The organism is Mumia sp. ZJ1417 (assembly GCF_014127285.1).
Taxonomy (GTDB): Bacteria; Actinomycetota; Actinomycetes; order Propionibacteriales; family Nocardioidaceae; genus Mumia.
In genome coordinates this window covers 2,153,792-2,169,802 of the sequence record NZ_CP059901.1, presented here as the reverse complement: position 1 = coordinate 2,169,802, position 16,011 = coordinate 2,153,792, and the positions used below count along the sequence as shown (strand labels likewise).

Genomic DNA, 16,011 nt, shown 5'->3' with positions numbered 1-16,011 from the left:
TCCGAGAACCCCTTAGGGAAGGTTGAGCGCGTCCTTGAACAGGGCGTACCCGACGAACGCGACGATGTCGAGGACCGCATGCGCCACGACCAGCGGGACGACGCGCCCTGTCCGCTGGTACCAGTACCCGAACACGATACCCATCGCCGCGTTGCCGATCGCCGGGCCGATCCCCTGATAGAGGTGGTACGAGGCGCGGACCGCCGCGCTGGTCGCGAGGACGGCCCAGCGGTTCCAGCCGAGCTGGGTCAGTCGCCACATCAGGTAGGCGACGACGATGACCTCCTCGAGGACGGAGTTCATCAGGGCCGACGCGATGAGGACGGGCACGCGCCACCAGTGGTCGTCGAGCGCGCTGGGGACGATCGTCGCGGTGATGCCGAGCGCGTGACCCACGAAGTAGAGGGCGAGACCGGGGATGCCGATGAGGGCCGCGAGGCCGACGCCCCAGCCCACGTCGCCGCCCTTCGAGCCGCGGCCGATGCCGAGCACGCGGCGCGGGCGGTCGCCCGACCGTACGAGCAGGTAGAGCACGAGCGCGACCGGCATCAGCGCGAACCCGATCCCGAGCACCTGGTAGGTGAGGTCGAGCCACGGGCGGTCGCTCCGCGAGGCGTTGAGCGTCGCCGTCTGGTCCGCCAGCGGGCCCCGGGTCAGCTTGGCGACCAGCGACACCAGCGCGTACACGCCCGACTGGAGCAGCGAGAGCAGCAGGACGATCCAGACCTCGGCGCTCAGCAGTCGCCGCTGCGGCGCGGCGACGGGTTCGGGTGCCGGGACGAGGGGGCCGGGGAAGTCGGGGGCCACGGCGCTCAGAGCGTACGGGCGGAGAGGGTGTCGCAGGCGTTGAGGTTGCCCGCCTCGTAACCGGTCGTGAACCAGCGCTGCCGCTGCTCGGCGGAGCCGTGCGTCCAGCTCTCGGGGTTGACCTGGCCGGTCGCCGACTCCTGGATACGGTCGTCGCCGACCGCGGCCGCGGCCGAGAGCGCGGATGCGATGTCGGCCTCGGTGAGCGGCTGGATCAGCGTGGTGCCGTCCTCGTCCTGGGTGTTCGCGGCGTGGTGCGCCCAGACGCCGGCGAGGCAGTCGGCCATCAGCTCGACCCGTACGGCGCCCGAGGTCGGACCCTGACGGTCCTGCTGGGCGTGTTGGAGGACGCCCAGAATGTTCTGGACGTGGTGGCCGTACTCGTGCGCGACCACGTACATCTGCGCGAGGGCTCCGCCGTCGGCGCCGAACCGGGTCGTCAGGTCGTCGAAGAACGCGGCGTCGATGTAGATCTGCTCGTCCGTCGGGCAGTAGAACGGGCCGACCGCATTGCTGGCCGTCCCGCACGGTGACTGGGTCTGGCCGGAGTAGAGGACGGTGTAGGAGTCGCGGTACTGACGGTTGGCATCGGCGGGGAGCGCGTCGCGCCAGTAGTCCTGGACACTGTTGACCGTGCCGATCACGCGGCAGGTGACGTCGCGGTTCGCGTCGGCGCCGGTCTGGCACTGCGAGAAGTCGACGTCGCTCGCACCCGCCTGCTGGACCTGCGAGGTGTCGAAGGCGCTCGTGCCGCCGCCGCCCTGCTCGAACGGGTTGACGCCGAGCAGGAGGCCGATGATGACGAGGATGATCGACCCGGCACCGCCGCCGAGGAGCACGCCGCCCCGGCTGGAGCCGCCGCTGCGGACCTGGCTGGTGTCGAGGTTGGCGCCTTCGTTGAACGTCATGGTCGGATTCTAGGGCGATCGCGTCCCGTCGCCGTCGAGCCGCCCGGCATCGGCTCCGCGTCACCATGCACGCACGAGCGCCGTCGTCAGCGCCGCGACGAGGACGACCACCACGAGCGACGCGCGGGCGACGGCGGCGACCACGCCGGCCGCCACGCCGACCGGTCGCGCGAGGTCTGCGGGTGCCGCGCCGTCGTAGAACGTGGACGTCACCGCCACCGCCACGAGCAGCACCGCCACCGCGCGGTCGACGACCTGCTCCATCTCGTCGGTCATCGGCGCGCGCGTCCCGGCTGCCATGCCACCGAACCGCAGCGCGTACGTCCCGAGACCGAGGACCGCGACCGCGAGCGCGAACGAGCCGGCGCTCATCGCATCCTCGCCAGGGGAACCACCGCAAGACCCAGCAGCGCCAGCACGGGGGCGAGCCCGGGAGGGAGGTGGGGGAGCCCGACGAGAGCGAGGGTCCCTCCGACCGCGGTCGCTGCGAGGGTGGCACGCTCGCGCAGCGCGGGCAGCACCAGCGCCGCGATCACCGCAGGGAAGACAGCGTCGAGCCCCCAGTCGCTCGGGTCGGGGACCACCTGCCCGACACCGACGCCGATCCCGGCACCGAGCGGCCACGCGAGGGCGATGCCGATCCCGCAGGCCCAGAACGCCCGGCGCCCCTCGCGTGGCGTGTCCTGAGCGGTGGCGAGAGCCACTGTCTCGTCGTTGACGAGGTGCGCGCCGAGGAGTCGTCCCCTTCCCGGTCGAAGGAGCGGGCCCGCCGCCATGCCGTACGCGGCGGTGCGGAGGTTGACGAGGAGTGCAGCCCCCGCGGCGATCGCCGGGGCGGCGCCGAGCGCGACGAGCGCGACGAACAGCAGCTCCGAAGACGCGCCGAGCACGAGGACCGCGAGGGCGATCACCTGCCAGAGCGGAAAGCCCGCGGCCGCTGCGGTGACCCCGTACGAGACGCCGACGAGCATGACCGTCACGCAGATCGGGAGGACGGCTTGCACGGTTGAGCGATCGAATGTTCGCCAGAACGAACGCATGACGCTAGTCTTGACTCCATGCGGATCGATCGTCAAGGCGAACAGGCAGTCCCGTCGAACGAACGGCAACAGGATCTCCGTGCGGTCGTGGCGCAGGCGCTCCGCCGTGAGCGGGCCGCCGCCGGTGTCAGTCTGTCGAAGCTGGCCCAGCAGGCGGGCGTGGCGAAGTCGACCCTCTCGCAGCTCGAGTCGGGAAGCACCACCCCGAGCGTGGAGACGATCTGGGCCCTGAGCACGGCGCTCGGCATCCCGTTCTCCCACCTGGTCGACACGGAGGCGGCCCACGTCGAGGTCGTCCGGGCGGGCGACGGGCCCCGCGTCGCAGCGGGAGAGGCGGCGTACGCGGCGACCTTGCTGTCGGCGTCCCCGCCTCACGCCCGGCGGGACCTCTACCTCGTCACCGCAGAGCCTGGTGCGCCCCGCCGCTCGGACCCGCACCCGCGAGGAACCGTCGAGCACGTCGTCCTCAGCAGTGGGCGCGCGCTCGTCGGCCCGTCGACGGAGCCGGTCGAGCTCGGACCAGGCGACTACGTGATGTACCCCGGTGACGCGCCGCACGTCTTCGAGGCGCTCGAGGTGGGCACCACAGCCGTCGTGCTCTCGGAGCAGCGCTGACGCGAGGGCATCCCCGATAGCCTGCACCCGTGACTGACACGCGCGCTCTCGGCTTCACCGTGCCGGCATCTCTCGGAGGTTCGGACGAGCTACGCCGCCGCGGGCTGCGTCGCATGCGCACGCTGGCGACGAGCCTCCTGGTGCTTGCCGCGATCGTCTATGCCCTGACGTACGGGGAGGAGGGTGCGCTCGGCTACGTCAACGCGGGCGCCGAGGCCGCGATGGTCGGTGCGCTCGCGGACTGGTTCGCCGTGACCGCGATCTTCAAGCACCCGCTCGGCCTCCCGATCCCGCACACGGCGCTGATCCCGAAGCGCAAGGACGCCCTTGGTGCGAGCCTGCAGGAGTTCGTGTCGGACAACTTCCTCAACGAGTCCGTCGTACGCGAGCGGGTCGAGGCCGCGCGGATCAGCTTGCGGATCGGGCAGTGGGTCTCGCGCCGCGAGCACGCCCGCCGCCTCGTCGACATCGGTTCGCGGGTGCTTCGGGACGGGCTCGCGCGCATCAGCGACGACGACGTGGCAGCGATCGTCCGCGAGGTCGTCGTCCCGCGCCTCAAGGCCGAGGAGCTCAGCCCCGCCGCGGGCCAGGCGCTCGGCGAGATCGTCCGCGATGGTGCTCACCATGGGCTGGTCGACATCGGCGTCGAGGAGATGCACCGCTGGCTCCTCGAAAACCAGGAGACCGTCGAGGGGATGGTCGCCGACCGTGCTCCGTGGTGGACGCCCCAGTGGGTCGACGACAAGATCTCGACGCGTCTCTATCGCGAGGCGCTGTCGTGGGTCGACGACGTCCGCTCCGATCCCGAGCACCGCGTACGCCAGTCCCTCGACGCGTTCCTCGTGACGCTCTCCGAGGACCTGCAGCACGACCCGGCAACGATCGCGCGTGCCGAGGCCCTGAAGGAGCGTGTGCTCTCGCAGCCTCGCGTCGTCGACGTCGCGGTTGCCCTGTGGAGCGGCCTGCGCCACGCGCTGCTCGACTCGCTCGACGACTCCGCAGGCATGCTGCGCAGCCGGATGGAGACGATCCTGCGTGAGGCGGGGGAGCGGATCGCCACCGACACCGAGCTCCAGACGCGCCTCGACCGGATGCTCAGCGACACGGCGGCGTTCGTCGTCACGAACTACGGCGACGAGATCGCCACGGTGATCTCCGAGACCGTCAACCGGTGGGACGGGCGCGAGGCGTCGCGCAAGATCGAGCTGCACGTCGGTCGCGACCTGCAGTTCATCCGGATCAACGGCACCGTCGTCGGCGCACTGGCCGGCGTCGCCATCCACGCCCTCTCGCACCTCCTCTGACCGTCCCGTCCCCGATTCGGGCACTTCCGCACGCGATCGAAGGCCCTCTCGGTGGTGAACTGCCCGAATCGGGGACGAGAGGCCCCGTAGGCTGGGCGCGTGAGTGAGAGATTCGCCTCCGTCGAGGACGTGACCGAGCGCTTGGCAGAGTCGGGCTACCTCGCGTCGCCGTCCGTCGCGACCACCGTGTTCCTGGCCGACCGGCTCGACAAGCCACTGCTCGTCGAAGGGCCAGCGGGAGTCGGCAAGACCGAGCTCGCACGTGCCGTCGCGCAAGCCACCGGAGCCGACCTCGTACGCCTGCAGTGCTACGAGGGCGTGGACGAGGCGCGGGCCCTGTACGAGTGGAACCACGCCAAGCAGCTCCTGCGGATCACCGCCGGCCGCGGCGAGACGTGGGACGAGACGCGCGACGACATCTTCACGGACGAGTTCCTGCTCGCGCGGCCGCTGCTCCAGGCGATCCGCTCCGCGCTCCCGAGCACGCTGCTCATCGACGAGGTCGACAAGGCCGACCTCGAGATCGAGGGCCTCCTGCTGGAGGTTCTGAGCGATTACGCGATCACCGTCCCCGAGCTCGGGACGCTCACCGCGCACCATGCGCCGTTCACGGTGCTGACCTCCAACGCGACCCGCGAGCTCAGCGAGGCGCTGCGGCGACGCTGCCTGTTCCTGCACATCGACTTCCCGGAGCCCGAGCTCGAGGAGCGCATCGTCCGCAGCCGCGTGCCCGGGGTCGATGACGTCTTGTCGGCCTCGCTCGTCCGCGTCGTCAACGCCCTGCGCCGCATCGACCTGCGCAAGGCGCCGTCGGTCTCGGAGAGCATCGACTGGGCCCGTACGCTCCTCGCGCTCGGCGCCGACACCCTCGACGAGGCGATCGTGGGCGATACCCTCGGCGTCCTGCTCAAGCACACCGACGACATCGCCCGCGCCCGCAAGCACCTGCAGCTCGACGAGGCGGACGCGCGACGATGAGCGGGGGGTCTCGACAGGCTCGACCGACGGGGGAGGCTCGACAGGCTCGACCGGCGGGACAGGCTCGACCGGCGGCGGGTGACAGCCTTCCCGCGCGGCTGGTCGCGATGGTCGAGTCGCTGCGCGGCCACGGCCTCGTGGTCGGCACCAGCGAGACCGTCGACGCCGCCCGCGCGATGCAGGTCCTCTCGCTCGCCGACCGCGACCTGCTGCGCGAAGGCCTGGCGGCCTCGCTGATCCGTCGTACGGGGCAGCGTCGGGTGTTCGACGCGGTCTTCGACGTCTACTTCCCCGTGGGCGTCGGTGCGCGCGAGAGCGAGGGCGAGCGCGCGCGGCCCGACACGGTCGAGACCTTGCGAGACTCCCTCGTCGACGCCTTGGCGCGGGGCAGCAGCGACGCCCTCGATCAGGTCGCCGCCTCGGCAGTCGAGGCGCTCGCGCAGGTCCAGGGCGGCGACGGCCCGGGGATGGCCGGGTCCGGCTGGTCCGCGCGCCAGACCCTCGAGCAGCTCCGACCACAGACCACGATCGTCCGCGCCCTGGCCGCCCGTGGCAGCAGCGAAGGGTTCGTCGAGCGCCTCGACCGGGACGAGATCCGCCGCGACGTCGACCGGTTCCGCACGCTCGTCCAGACCGAGGCGACCCGACGCACGGCGGAGGTCCGCGGCCGCGAGCGCGTCGCGAAGTACGCCGTACGGCCGGACGCGGAGCAGGTCGAGTTCCTCTCCGCCAACCGCCAGCAGGTCCTCGAGCTGCGCCGTACGGTCCAGCCGCTCGCCCGGCGCCTCGCCACCCGCCTGTCGGCGCGCCGCCGTCGCCGCAACCGTGGCCAGGTCGACATCCGACGGACGCTGCGCCGCTCGATGTCGTACGGGGGAGTGCCGCTCAAGCCGGCGTACGAGCACCGGCGCAAGGCGCGCCCCGAGCTCGTCCTGCTCTGTGACGTGTCGGGATCGGTCGCCGGGTTCGCCGGGTTCACCATGCTGCTGGTGCAGGCGTTGCGCGACCAGTTCAGCAAGGTGCGCGTCTTCGCGTTCGTCAACCACACCGACGAGGTCACCGAGCTGGTCACCTCCGGCGAGGCAGACCCGGCCGCGCTCGCCGAGCGCGTGATGGCGAACGCCAACGTCGCACCGTGGCACCCGTCGAGCGACTACGGCCGGTCGCTGCGCTCGTTCGTCAGCCGGTACGGCGCCGCGCTCGGACCCCGTACGAGCGTGCTGATCCTCGGCGACGGGCGCAGCAACCACCTCGACCCCGACCTCGACGCGCTGCGCGAGATCACCGCCCGCGCGCGGCGGACCTTCTGGCTCAACCCCGAGCACGAGAGCCGCTGGGGGCTCGGCGACTCGGTGGCGCCGGCGTACGCGCAGATCGTCGACATGCACGAGTGCCGCACGGTCGACCAGCTCTCGGGCGTGGTCTCGCGGCTGCTGCCGGTCTGAGTCAGGCGCCGATCGGCCGCGGGTCGTGCGGGTGCTCCGAGTCCGCCGCGAACGCCCGCTCATAGATCGCGTAGATCAGCGCCGCCTTCGCCGCGTTGTACGCCGTCACCGTCGCGAAGTCCTGGTGTGCGAGCGCCGACTTGAGAGCCCCGTACGCCTCGCGGTCGGCCACGTCGCCGCGCAGCCGGTCACGGAAGAGCAGGTGCCTGTGTGTCTCACGCGAGTCGGGCCCGAACACGTGGAGGTTGACCATGGGCACGTCGAGGCGCAGCATCCGGTGCTGTTCCCACTCCGGCTCGCGAATCCGCAGCACGAAGCCCGCCCGCTCGAGCGCCGGTACGTACGACGTCTCGTCCGCCGGATCGGCCACGACCAGATCGATGTCGATGACCGGTTTGGCGGCGAGTCCGGGGACCGCGGTTGACCCGACGTGCGCGAGCGCGACCACCCCGTCGCCGACGGTGTCGCGGACCGCCTGCGCGACCTGCACGTACGTGAGCGGCCACGCAGGGTCGTACGGGACGACAGTGACGCCCCCCTCGACCTTCGGCTCTGCTCCGGCGACGAACGCCTCGTCGGTCGTCTCCTGGTCGGGGACCTCGTACGGGCGCCAGAGGGGGTGGGTGCTCACGAGCCGATCGTACGGACGGCTTCGACGAGGAGGATCAGCGCAAGCGTCGCGTACACGCACGCGGCGACCACCGTCAGACCGGTCCCGGCGCGGCCGCGCGAGTCGAGGGCCCGTCCGAGGCGCCCAGCGACGATGCCGATCGTCACGTCGCAGACCAGGCCGACCACGAGGAAGAGCGTGCCGAGGGTGAGCATCTGGACGACGGTGCTGCCGTGGCCTGCGACGACGAATCCCGGGAGGAACGCGGCGAAGAACAAGATGACCTTCGGGTTCGTCAGATTCGTGAGCGTCGCCCGGACGAGCACGTCGCGGGTCGCGGGGACCTTGCCTGCTTCCGAGGTGTGGGAGAGGCCTCGGAGGGTGTCGACGGCGAGCCAGCCGAGGTAGGCCGCGCCGACGAGCTGGATCACGACGATGATCTCGGGGTTGAGGCGCAGCAGCGCGGCCAGGCCGAGCGCCGCCGCCGTCACGTGGACGACCATCCCGCACGCCATGCCGAGCGCCGAGACGACGCCGGCCCGCGGCCCGTGCCGCAGTGCGACGGCCGCGATGTAGGTGTTGTCCGGCCCCGGCGCGATCGTCACGGCGACGACGGCCAGGACGAAGGCGGGGAGGACGGACGGATCGACCACCGTTCTATTGTAACGCTTTTCGGCATGATGAGCGTTACACTCTCCGTATGCACACTCTCGAGTCGGACGACCTCGTCACCCTGGTGAACGAGTGGGGCACCCGACCCCGCGAGGAGGCGGGCGAGGGCGATGAGGCGTTTCCGGACCCTCGTACGGCCGGCCTCGCCGCCAGCGAGGACACCGACGTCCTCGTCCGCACCGCCGACCGCCTCCACCCCGTCTTCGCCGCGCCGACACCGCGCGATCGCGTCCGGCAGCTCGACCGGCTCATCGCCGAGACCGGCGTGACCGTCCACCTACGAAGCGACGACGCCGGGCATGCCCACGAGGAGTGGGTGCCCGCGCGATCGGCCGACGCGTTGCTGGTCGCCGCCCTGCGCACGCTCGCCGACGTGGTGGTGCTCCGCGGGGCGCAGACGATAGGGGTGTGCGGCGGTCAGGAGTGCGTCGACGCCTGGATCGACAGTCCTCGTGGTCGACCGCGACGCTATTGTTCGACGCAGTGCGCGGGGAGGGCTCGCGTTGCTGCCCACCGCCGTCGATCGCGAGAGGACGCACGATGAGCGCGCTCCCGGAGCCCGTGTGGCCGGTGGTCGTGCTGGCGCTGATCAGCGCCGCCGACGCCGTGCTGTGCATCAAGCCGGCGGCCTTCGTCCGCGAGTGCCTCGCCGACGTCCGGTTCCCTCAGCGGTTTTGGAGGCTTCTCGCGCCGGTCAAGGCCGCCGCGGCCGCCGGCCTCGTCGCCGGCATCTGGATCCCGTACGTCGGCATCGTGACGGTCGCCGCCTTGATCGCCTACTTCCTGGTCGCGATCTCGATGCACGTGCGCGCACGTGACCTCGGCCGCAACCTGTTCGTCAACGCCACAGGCATGCTCGTCCTGTGCGTCGGCACGCTCTGGTGGTCGTTCCTGTGAAGTACGAGGTCAAGGTCGACGTCAAGGCGCCACCCGAGGTGCTGTGGTCGGTCCTTGCCGACCCGAGCCACTGGCCGCTGATCAGCGACAGCTTCATCAAGGTCGAGCCGCAAGGCGCGGGTGGTCTGGAGCTGGGTGCGGTCTATCTCGTCCGGCAGCCGAGCATTCGGCCTATGAAGTGGACGGTGACCGAGCTCGAGCCCGGCACGGCGTTCACCTGGCGGATGTCGGTGCCGGGAGTGACGAGCACCGGCGCGCACCGGGTCGTCGCGCAGCCGGGGGGCTCGCGGCTCGAGCTGGTCCTCGAGCAGACAGGCTTGCTGTCGCGGGCGATCTCGGCGATGGGCGGTGCGCACTATCGCGCGCTCGTCGACCGTGAGGCCGCGACCTTCGCCGGGGCTGCGGAGCACCGCGCGCGCTGACGCCGCCTGCTCGGTCGACCGACCGCCGTGGTTAGTGTGGCCGGATGAAGACGACCGGCAGCACCGACCCGTTGCTCGGGTCTCGCGTGCACATCGCCGTGAAGGCCGCCGTCGCGGCCGCCGTGGCGTGGCAGGTCGGCAACTTGGTGCCGCCACCGGTCGGCGACTACGCCTACTACGCGCCGCTCGGCGCCGTCCTCGCCGTGCACCCGAGCGTCGCAGCCTCGCTGCGTGACTCGGCTCACCTGTTCACTGCCCTCGTCATGGGAGCGAGCGTGGGTGCCGGGTTCCATCTCCTCCCGGTCCCTGGCTGGGCGGCGATCGGGCTCCTGGTGCTGGTCGCCGTGCTGCTCGGCGGCTGGGACCGCCTGGGAGACCAGCGCAGCTGGGTGATCACGGCGGCGCTGTTCACCTACATCCTGGGCAACATCGACACCTCTGACTTCGTGTCGGGGCTCGTCGGGCAGGTAGCGATCGGCGCCGCCATCGGCTTCACCCTCATGCTCCTCCTTCCGCCGGTGCCTGTACGGGTGTCCGTGAAGCGGCTCGAGAACGTCGCGGACCTGGTCGCCGACCAGCTCGACGCGCTCGCAGACGCGCTCGTGACCACGCGGGACGATGAGGGAGCGCCGTGGCACGACCTCCCGCACGAGGTCCAGCCCGAGGCGCTGCGCCTGCGGGAGAGCTACGCCGCGCTCGACGACGCGCTGCGCGGCAACCTGCGTGCGGGCAGGTGGCGCGCGGTCGTCGCCCAGCAGCGCAGGACCGCGGACGTCATCGAGCGGGTCGCCGACCTGGCCGAGAACCTCACCTTCATGATCAGCGAGGTGCAGCAGTCGGACGGTCCGTGGCTGCGCCCGGGCGGGGATGCCGCGCGGACCGTCGCCGACACCCTCCACGACCTCGCGGCGGTCGTTCGTACGCTCGCGCGCGACCAGCAGGTGGCCGCAGCCGACGCCGCGACCGTGACGCGCTCGGTCGAGCGTGTCTCGGCTCTCGTGGCACAGTCCCTCGACCGCGGCGAAGAGGCCTTCCCTGGTGCGGCCGTGGTCGTCTCGCTCCGCCGGATCCTCGGTGCGCTGCCGGTCACCGAGGGCGCCGAGCCGCCGCCCGGCATCAGGCCGCTGTCGGCACCCGCCTGGCCACCCGGGCGGCGCCGTCGCTCACCCGGCCGTTGACGCGTCTTGTCAGCGCTCGACGGCCGAGCCACGCCGTTTGGCCTGCTTGCGGAACTCCTCCATGAAGACCTTGCGGATCATCGCGCTGTCGAGGACGCCGCCGACGCCCTGAAGCTCGCCCTGCGTGAGGCGCTCGCACACGCGTGTCCACGCGTGACCGACCGCGTAGGTGAGCGTGCCGGCGACGGCCGCGCTGATCGTGCCACCCACGATCGTCCCGGCGCCTGGGATCAGCTTCACCAGGCTCGTGACGGCCGTACGCCCAGCGACCGTCGCCGCCGCGGTGGCGGCCAACGACGCCGCCGTCGAGCGCTCCAGGCTCAGCCCGTACGTGTTCGCGATCGAGGCCATCATCGTGATCTGGATCGGGACGAGGACAGCCGCGTCGGAGAACGGGATCGGGCTGGCTCCGGCGGTCCCGGCTGCGCTCGTCGCGACCTTGATCGCGTCACCAGCCCGCTTGCGCTTGCGGGCGAGGTCGATGCGCTGTGCCGCGGTGATCGCCTCGGCTACTCCTTCTGGCGCACAGCGAAAGGTGGCATCGAGCAGCTCCAGGAGCCCGTGCGCGTCGTGCCCGGAGAACGGGTCACCGACGGCCATCGTGAGGAAGACCTTGCTGCGGTGGACCGGAAGCTCGCGCGCCTCGATCTCCGCGGCGAGCGCCAGTGCGTCCGGGTGGATGCGGCCGCCGACCTGTGGGACCTGGGTCATCACGAGCATGACTGGAACCCCGAGCCGCGCGAGCGCGCGGACGAACTCGGCCTCGGTGTCCTCGAAACGCCGGTCGCCTGCCCGTACGCAGAACCACGCGACGTGGAGCTGCTCCTCGAGCGGACGTCGTCGCATCCGCGAGACGTGGTCGGCGACCTCGGCGAGGATGGCGTCGTTGTCCACGCCGACCTCGAGCCCACGGGTGTCGAGCACGCCGAGGGTGCCGCTGCGGTGGAGATAGAGGTGCTCCTCGCGGGTCACCGGCTCGCCGATGCCCGTGGCGGCGATGTCGTCGCCGAAGATCGCGTTGACGAGCGTGCTCTTGCCGACGCCCGTCTTGCCGAAGATCGCCAGGTTGAAGCGTCCCAGCTTGCGCTGCTCGTTCTCCCAGGCTCCACGGAAGGCGTCGGCGAACCAGCGGTCGGTCGGTGTCTCGGGCACGTGACCAGCCTGCCAGAGGCGCGGTCACCTCACTGCGCGACGACGACCGGTCGCCGCAGGCGTCGCGGAGCGCGCAGGCCGATCGCGAGCCCGGCGACGACGACTGCGACGCCGACCCATACGAGCGCGCTCGGAACGTCTCCCGTGACGACGACACCGACGGCCGCCGCGGCGACGGGGGCGAGTCCGGTGAGCAGACCTGCGGCCGCGCTCCCGACGCGCGCCACGGTCGCGTACCAGAGCACGAAGGCGACCGCGGTCACCAGGACGGACAGGTACGCGATTGCGGCCCAGTCCACCGCGTCGAGGCGTCCGGCGGCGGTGGGGCCTTCCGTGACGAGTGCCAGCGCGGTGAACATCAGCGTCCCGATCACCACCGAGTGCACCGAGACACCCCATGGCCCGAGCCGAGGGAGCAGGGGGACGGCGAGAAGGGTGAAGGCCGCCTCGCATGCCAGCGCGAGCACGGCCCACGCGACACCTGCGCCGTCGGTGCGGCCTCCCCCTTGGACGAGGACGCTCCCCGCGGTGACGACCACCGCCGCGACGAGGATCCGGGCCGTCGGTGAGCGTCCCTCGAGGAGCGGGCCGACGACGCCGAGCACGACCGGGACTGAGGCGACCGCGACGGCGATGGCCGCGGGCTCGGCGTGCTCCGCGCCTCGGACGAGCGCGACGTTGAAGAGGACGAGCCCGGTGGCCGCGAGCAGACCGAGGAGGGCCCACTCGCGCCCTCGCGGCAGCGGGACGGGACGGCCCAGGATCCGGGCGATCCCGACGAGGACCGCAGCCGCGGCGGCGTACCGGAGAGCTTGCGGGGTCATGAGCGGTGCGTCGGTCAGGACGTGCGAGACGGCGACGCTGCCGCCGACGAGCGCCATGCCGAGGGCGCCAGGCAGGTATGCGGAGGCGTGGGATGTGCTCGCGAGGTGCATGCCTCCAGCGTCGAGGCCACAATGGACCGGTGGCCAGGTCCAAAGACTTTCCGTACGAGGAGACCAAACCGGGCGCGGACTTCCTCGGGCTCGACCTGACGGGCGTGGCGTCGGGGTCGCTCGCGACGTACCTCGCGGCGCAGATCCGCGAAGCGGTCCTCGATGGTTCGCTGCCGATCGGCGCTCGACTCCCGGCGTCCCGGACCCTCGGCCAGGACCTCGGCGTGTCTCGCGGGGTGGTCACCGAGGCATATCGGCGACTCGCCGACGAAGGGCATGTCGAGGGGCGCGGGCGGGGCGGGACGGTCGTCGTCTCGAGCCCCGTACAGCCAACGCCTGCGGCCGGTGGACGGGCGGCTTCACCGATCGCCGGCGCCGAGACGGCGGTATTCTCCGATCTCGACGGCGCCGACTTCGTCGACCGGCTCCGTGCCGCTCCCGCCCGGATCGACCTCTCGCCCGGTGTACCCGACCTGACGGCCTTCCCGAGAGCCGCCTGGCTGCGCGCCGAGCGGGAGGTCCTGACCGGCCGGAGCGCCGCCGACCTCGGGTACGGCGACCCGCGTGGGACCGCTGCTCTGCGCACCGCGGTCGCGCGCTGGCTCGCCCGCAGCCGGGGCATCCGCGTCGACCCCGACGAGGTGCTCGTGGTGGCGGGCGTCGCACAGGCGTTCTTCCTCCTGGCGCACGTGCTCCGCGACGAGGGGGTCGTCAGGATCGGCGTCGAGGACCCGGGCTCGTTCGGCGCGCGGCAGCAGCTGCGTCGCCAGGGGGCCGACGTGGTCTCGGTGCCGGTGGACGACGACGGCGTACGGGTGGATGCCCTGCGGTCGAGCGGGGTCGGAGCCGTGATGCTGACACCGGCGCACCAGTTCCCGACCGGCGTCGTGCTGAGTGGGCCGCGCCGCCGCGACCTGGCCGGATGGGTCGCCGACGGCGGGCTCGTGGTGGAGGACGACTACGACGCCGAGCACCGCTACGACCGAGCGCCCGTGCCCGCGCTGCGCGGCACGCTGGGTGAGGCCGTCGCCTACGCTGGCAGCGTCTCGAAGCTTCTCGCGCCGGCGCTCCGTACCGGATGGCTGCTCGTCCCGCCGCGGCTGCACGCGCGCGTGCTCGCCCTGAAGCGCGACGTCGATCTCGGCAACCCCGTCCTCGGCCAGCTCGTCCTCGCCGCGCTGATGGAGTCGGGGGCGATGGAGCGGCACCTGCGGATCTTGCGGTCCCGCCACCGCCGGCGCCGCGACGCGATGGTGGCCGCGCTGGCCGAACGGCTCCCCGAGGCGCGTGTGCAGGGCGCGGCGGCGGGCCTGCACCTCGTCGTGACCTTGCCCGAGGGGATCGACGACCGGGCGGTCGCGGAGGAGGCGCTCGCCGGGGGAGTCAAGACGCACCCGCTGTCGTTGCACCGCCAACGGCCCGGCAGGCCTGGGCTCGTGCTCGGCTACGCGGCCAACGGGGCGGGCGCGGTCGACGACGGGATCGCCGTCGTCGCCGAGGCCGTACGGGGGGTACTGGACAAAACATGAGGGGAACCTCAGATACTGGGGGGGTGCAGCCACGTGAGATCACCTTCCCCTCCGTCGACGGACGGCGACCCTCGACGCCCGCCGTCCGGGGCGTCCTCGCCGATGCGACCCGCGACGTCGACCCGGACCTTGCGGACGACGTCGCCGCGGCGTCGTCGTGGCGCGCCGACTACGTCGGCCTGGTCGGACGCGCGACGGCGGCGTCCGCGCAGACGCCCAAGGCCGCGCTCGCGATGGCGCAGGCGGGCCTGAGGTCCGTCCACGAGCGGATGGTCGTCTCCGGGGCGGGAAGCGAGGTTCCGCTACGGGACTGGAGTGGTGACGGCGAGCCGTTCGCGACCGAGACCATACGGGGCACGGCTCCTCGTGTGCCGGAGCTGCGCGTGCCGTACCGCGGACGCTCCCTCAGTGGCGGAGCCCTGCGCGACCAGCTCGCCCGGTGGCAGGCCGACGGGATCGTCGAGCCGTCCTTCGCCGAGGCGGTCGGAGAGGTCGTGGACCACCCCGAGTGGCTCGCGCTCGGCGGCCGTACGGTCGCCCTGCTCGGCGCGGGCGCGGAGATGAGCCCGCTCGGCCCGCTGTGCACGTGGGGCGCCGACGTCCTCGCCGTCGATGTCCCGGCCGCGCGTGTCTGGGACCGGGTGCGCGAGACCGCGGAGGGCGGTGCCGGCACTGTCTCGTATCCCGTCGAGGACGGCACCGCGGGGGCAGACCTGGTCTCGCGGACCGGCGACGTCCTCGCCTGGCTCCGGGAGGCGCATGACGCACGCGGTGAGGGGAGCATGGTCGTCGGGATGCACGCGTACGCCGACGGCGGCGCCCACGTCCGCGTCACGGCCGCCGTCGACGCGATGCTCTCCCGACTCACCGACGAGGACCCGGGCACCGCACTGGCCTACCTCGCGACACCCACCGACGCGTTCGTCGTGCCGGCCGACGTCGTGGCCGCAAGCACGCAGGCGTTCCGTGAGCGCGGCGCCGTCCGCTGGCTCCAGGCACCGTTGCGCGTGGCGAGCCGTGGACGGCTGTTCCTCCCGAACTATGCGACCGTGCTGCCGGACGGCACCGGTGTCGCCGACATCCTCGTCCCTCAGCAGGGCCCGAACTACGCGATGGCGAAGCGGATCCAGCGCTGGCGTGGCGTGGTCGCCGAGGACGCCGGGCAGCGCGTCTCGTTCAACGTCGCTCCCGCGACCTGGACGCGCTCGGTGACCAAGAACCGCCTGCTCGCAGCCGCCTACGCAGGGGCGCACCGGTTCGGCGTCGAGATCTTCGCACCGGACACGACCCGCACGCTGATGGCGGCGCTGCTCGTCCGCGACCTGAACCGGCCCGTCCCGGTGCGCGAGCACCCCGAGGAGCTCTTCGCCGACGGCGCGGCGCACGGGGGCCTTTGGCGTGTCGCGTACGAGCCGCGCTCGGCGCTCGGCGTGGCTGCCGTCGGTGGGCTTCCGTCCACGCTGCGACGCCGCTGAGAGCGCCGCAGGCGCGGCCGCCGAGGCTTGTCGGACCCTTCCCG

18 protein-coding genes are annotated in these 16,011 nt (G+C 72.2%); 10 read left to right on the top strand and 8 right to left on the bottom strand.

Annotated features, from left to right (window positions below; genetic code table 11):
• Positions 1–12 precede the first annotated feature (12 nt).
• Genes H4N58_RS10605 through H4N58_RS10590 form a run of 4 tightly spaced genes read right to left on the bottom strand, consistent with a single transcriptional unit; the run spans position 13 to position 2,719 of the window.
• On the bottom strand, positions 13–807 hold the full coding sequence (locus H4N58_RS10605) for a CPBP family intramembrane glutamic endopeptidase (RefSeq protein ID WP_208322334.1): 795 nt from the start codon (positions 805–807) through the stop codon (positions 13–15).
• Between the two features lie 5 nt (positions 808–812).
• A complete protein-coding gene (locus H4N58_RS10600; protein ID WP_167002871.1) occupies positions 813–1,715 on the bottom strand; it encodes a neutral zinc metallopeptidase in 903 nt (300 codons plus the stop codon).
• A gap of 60 nt (positions 1,716–1,775) precedes the next feature.
• Positions 1,776–2,087 carry an AzlD domain-containing protein gene (locus H4N58_RS10595; protein ID WP_167002869.1) on the bottom strand — a complete coding sequence of 104 codons (312 nt, stop codon included), beginning with the start codon at positions 2,085–2,087 and terminating at the stop codon, positions 1,776–1,778.
• Positions 2,084–2,719, bottom strand: coding sequence for an AzlC family ABC transporter permease (locus H4N58_RS10590; RefSeq protein WP_208322333.1), 636 nt, complete (start codon positions 2,717–2,719; stop codon positions 2,084–2,086). Before H4N58_RS10590 ends, H4N58_RS10595 begins: the two co-directional genes overlap by 4 nt.
• Before the next feature lie 54 nt (positions 2,720–2,773).
• On the opposite strand from H4N58_RS10590, the gene H4N58_RS10585 reads away from it, so the two are divergent.
• From H4N58_RS10585 to H4N58_RS10570, 4 genes are all read left to right on the top strand, one after another.
• A complete protein-coding gene (locus H4N58_RS10585; RefSeq protein WP_167250880.1) occupies positions 2,774–3,370 on the top strand; it encodes a helix-turn-helix domain-containing protein in 597 nt (198 codons plus the stop codon).
• Between the two features lie 29 nt (positions 3,371–3,399).
• Positions 3,400–4,674, top strand: coding sequence for a DUF445 domain-containing protein (locus H4N58_RS10580; protein WP_243845119.1), 1,275 nt, complete (start codon positions 3,400–3,402; stop codon positions 4,672–4,674).
• A 99-nt stretch (positions 4,675–4,773) separates the two neighbouring features.
• Positions 4,774–5,652: a MoxR family ATPase gene (locus tag H4N58_RS10575; protein WP_167002863.1), complete on the top strand. Its 879-nt coding sequence runs from the start codon at positions 4,774–4,776 to the stop codon at positions 5,650–5,652.
• Positions 5,649–7,097, top strand: a complete 1,449-nt coding sequence (locus H4N58_RS10570; RefSeq protein WP_167250882.1) for a VWA domain-containing protein — start codon at positions 5,649–5,651, stop codon at positions 7,095–7,097. Before H4N58_RS10575 ends, H4N58_RS10570 begins: the two co-directional genes overlap by 4 nt.
• 1 nt (position 7,098) lies before the next feature.
• Here the strand turns inward: H4N58_RS10570 and H4N58_RS10565 are convergent, their stop codons facing one another.
• Both H4N58_RS10565 and H4N58_RS10560 read right to left on the bottom strand, forming a co-directional pair.
• Complete coding sequence (locus H4N58_RS10565; RefSeq protein WP_167250884.1) at positions 7,099–7,728, bottom strand: GrpB family protein; 630 nt, start codon at positions 7,726–7,728, stop codon at positions 7,099–7,101.
• Positions 7,725–8,360: a LysE family translocator gene (locus tag H4N58_RS10560; RefSeq protein ID WP_167250886.1), complete on the bottom strand. Its 636-nt coding sequence runs from the start codon at positions 8,358–8,360 to the stop codon at positions 7,725–7,727. The genes H4N58_RS10565 and H4N58_RS10560 overlap by 4 nt, the downstream gene beginning before the upstream one ends.
• Positions 8,361–8,407: 47 nt before the next feature.
• Between H4N58_RS10560 and H4N58_RS20420 the strand changes: the two genes are divergently transcribed.
• Genes H4N58_RS20420 through H4N58_RS10540 form a run of 4 tightly spaced genes read left to right on the top strand, consistent with a single transcriptional unit; the run spans position 8,408 to position 10,876 of the window.
• Positions 8,408–8,923: a CGNR zinc finger domain-containing protein gene (locus H4N58_RS20420; RefSeq protein WP_167250888.1), complete on the top strand. Its 516-nt coding sequence runs from the start codon at positions 8,408–8,410 to the stop codon at positions 8,921–8,923.
• Positions 8,920–9,276 carry a DoxX family protein gene (locus tag H4N58_RS10550; protein WP_167250890.1) on the top strand — a complete coding sequence of 119 codons (357 nt, stop codon included), beginning with the start codon at positions 8,920–8,922 and terminating at the stop codon, positions 9,274–9,276. Before H4N58_RS20420 ends, H4N58_RS10550 begins: the two co-directional genes overlap by 4 nt.
• Positions 9,243–9,698 (top strand): SRPBCC family protein, encoded by a 456-nt coding sequence (locus H4N58_RS10545; RefSeq protein WP_167002851.1) that lies wholly within the window; start codon positions 9,243–9,245, stop codon positions 9,696–9,698. Before H4N58_RS10550 ends, H4N58_RS10545 begins: the two co-directional genes overlap by 34 nt.
• Before the next feature lie 44 nt (positions 9,699–9,742).
• Entirely contained in the window at positions 9,743–10,876 is a 1,134-nt protein-coding gene (locus H4N58_RS10540; RefSeq protein WP_167002849.1) for a hypothetical protein, read from the top strand.
• A 9-nt stretch (positions 10,877–10,885) separates the two neighbouring features.
• On the opposite strand, the gene H4N58_RS10535 is transcribed toward H4N58_RS10540, so the two are convergent.
• Positions 10,886–12,028: a GTPase family protein gene (locus tag H4N58_RS10535; RefSeq protein ID WP_167250892.1), complete on the bottom strand. Its 1,143-nt coding sequence runs from the start codon at positions 12,026–12,028 to the stop codon at positions 10,886–10,888.
• A 29-nt stretch (positions 12,029–12,057) separates the two neighbouring features.
• On the bottom strand, positions 12,058–12,963 hold the full coding sequence (locus H4N58_RS10530) for a DMT family transporter (RefSeq protein WP_167250894.1): 906 nt from the start codon (positions 12,961–12,963) through the stop codon (positions 12,058–12,060).
• Positions 12,964–12,992: 29 nt separating this feature from the next.
• Between H4N58_RS10530 and H4N58_RS10525 the strand changes: the two genes are divergently transcribed.
• Together H4N58_RS10525 and H4N58_RS10520 are read left to right on the top strand one after the other, a co-directional pair.
• A complete protein-coding gene (locus H4N58_RS10525) occupies positions 12,993–14,492 on the top strand; it encodes a PLP-dependent aminotransferase family protein (RefSeq protein WP_243845120.1) in 1,500 nt (499 codons plus the stop codon).
• A gap of 23 nt (positions 14,493–14,515) precedes the next feature.
• Entirely contained in the window at positions 14,516–15,967 is a 1,452-nt protein-coding gene (locus H4N58_RS10520) for a hypothetical protein (protein ID WP_208322911.1), read from the top strand.
• Positions 15,968–16,011 lie beyond the last annotated feature (44 nt).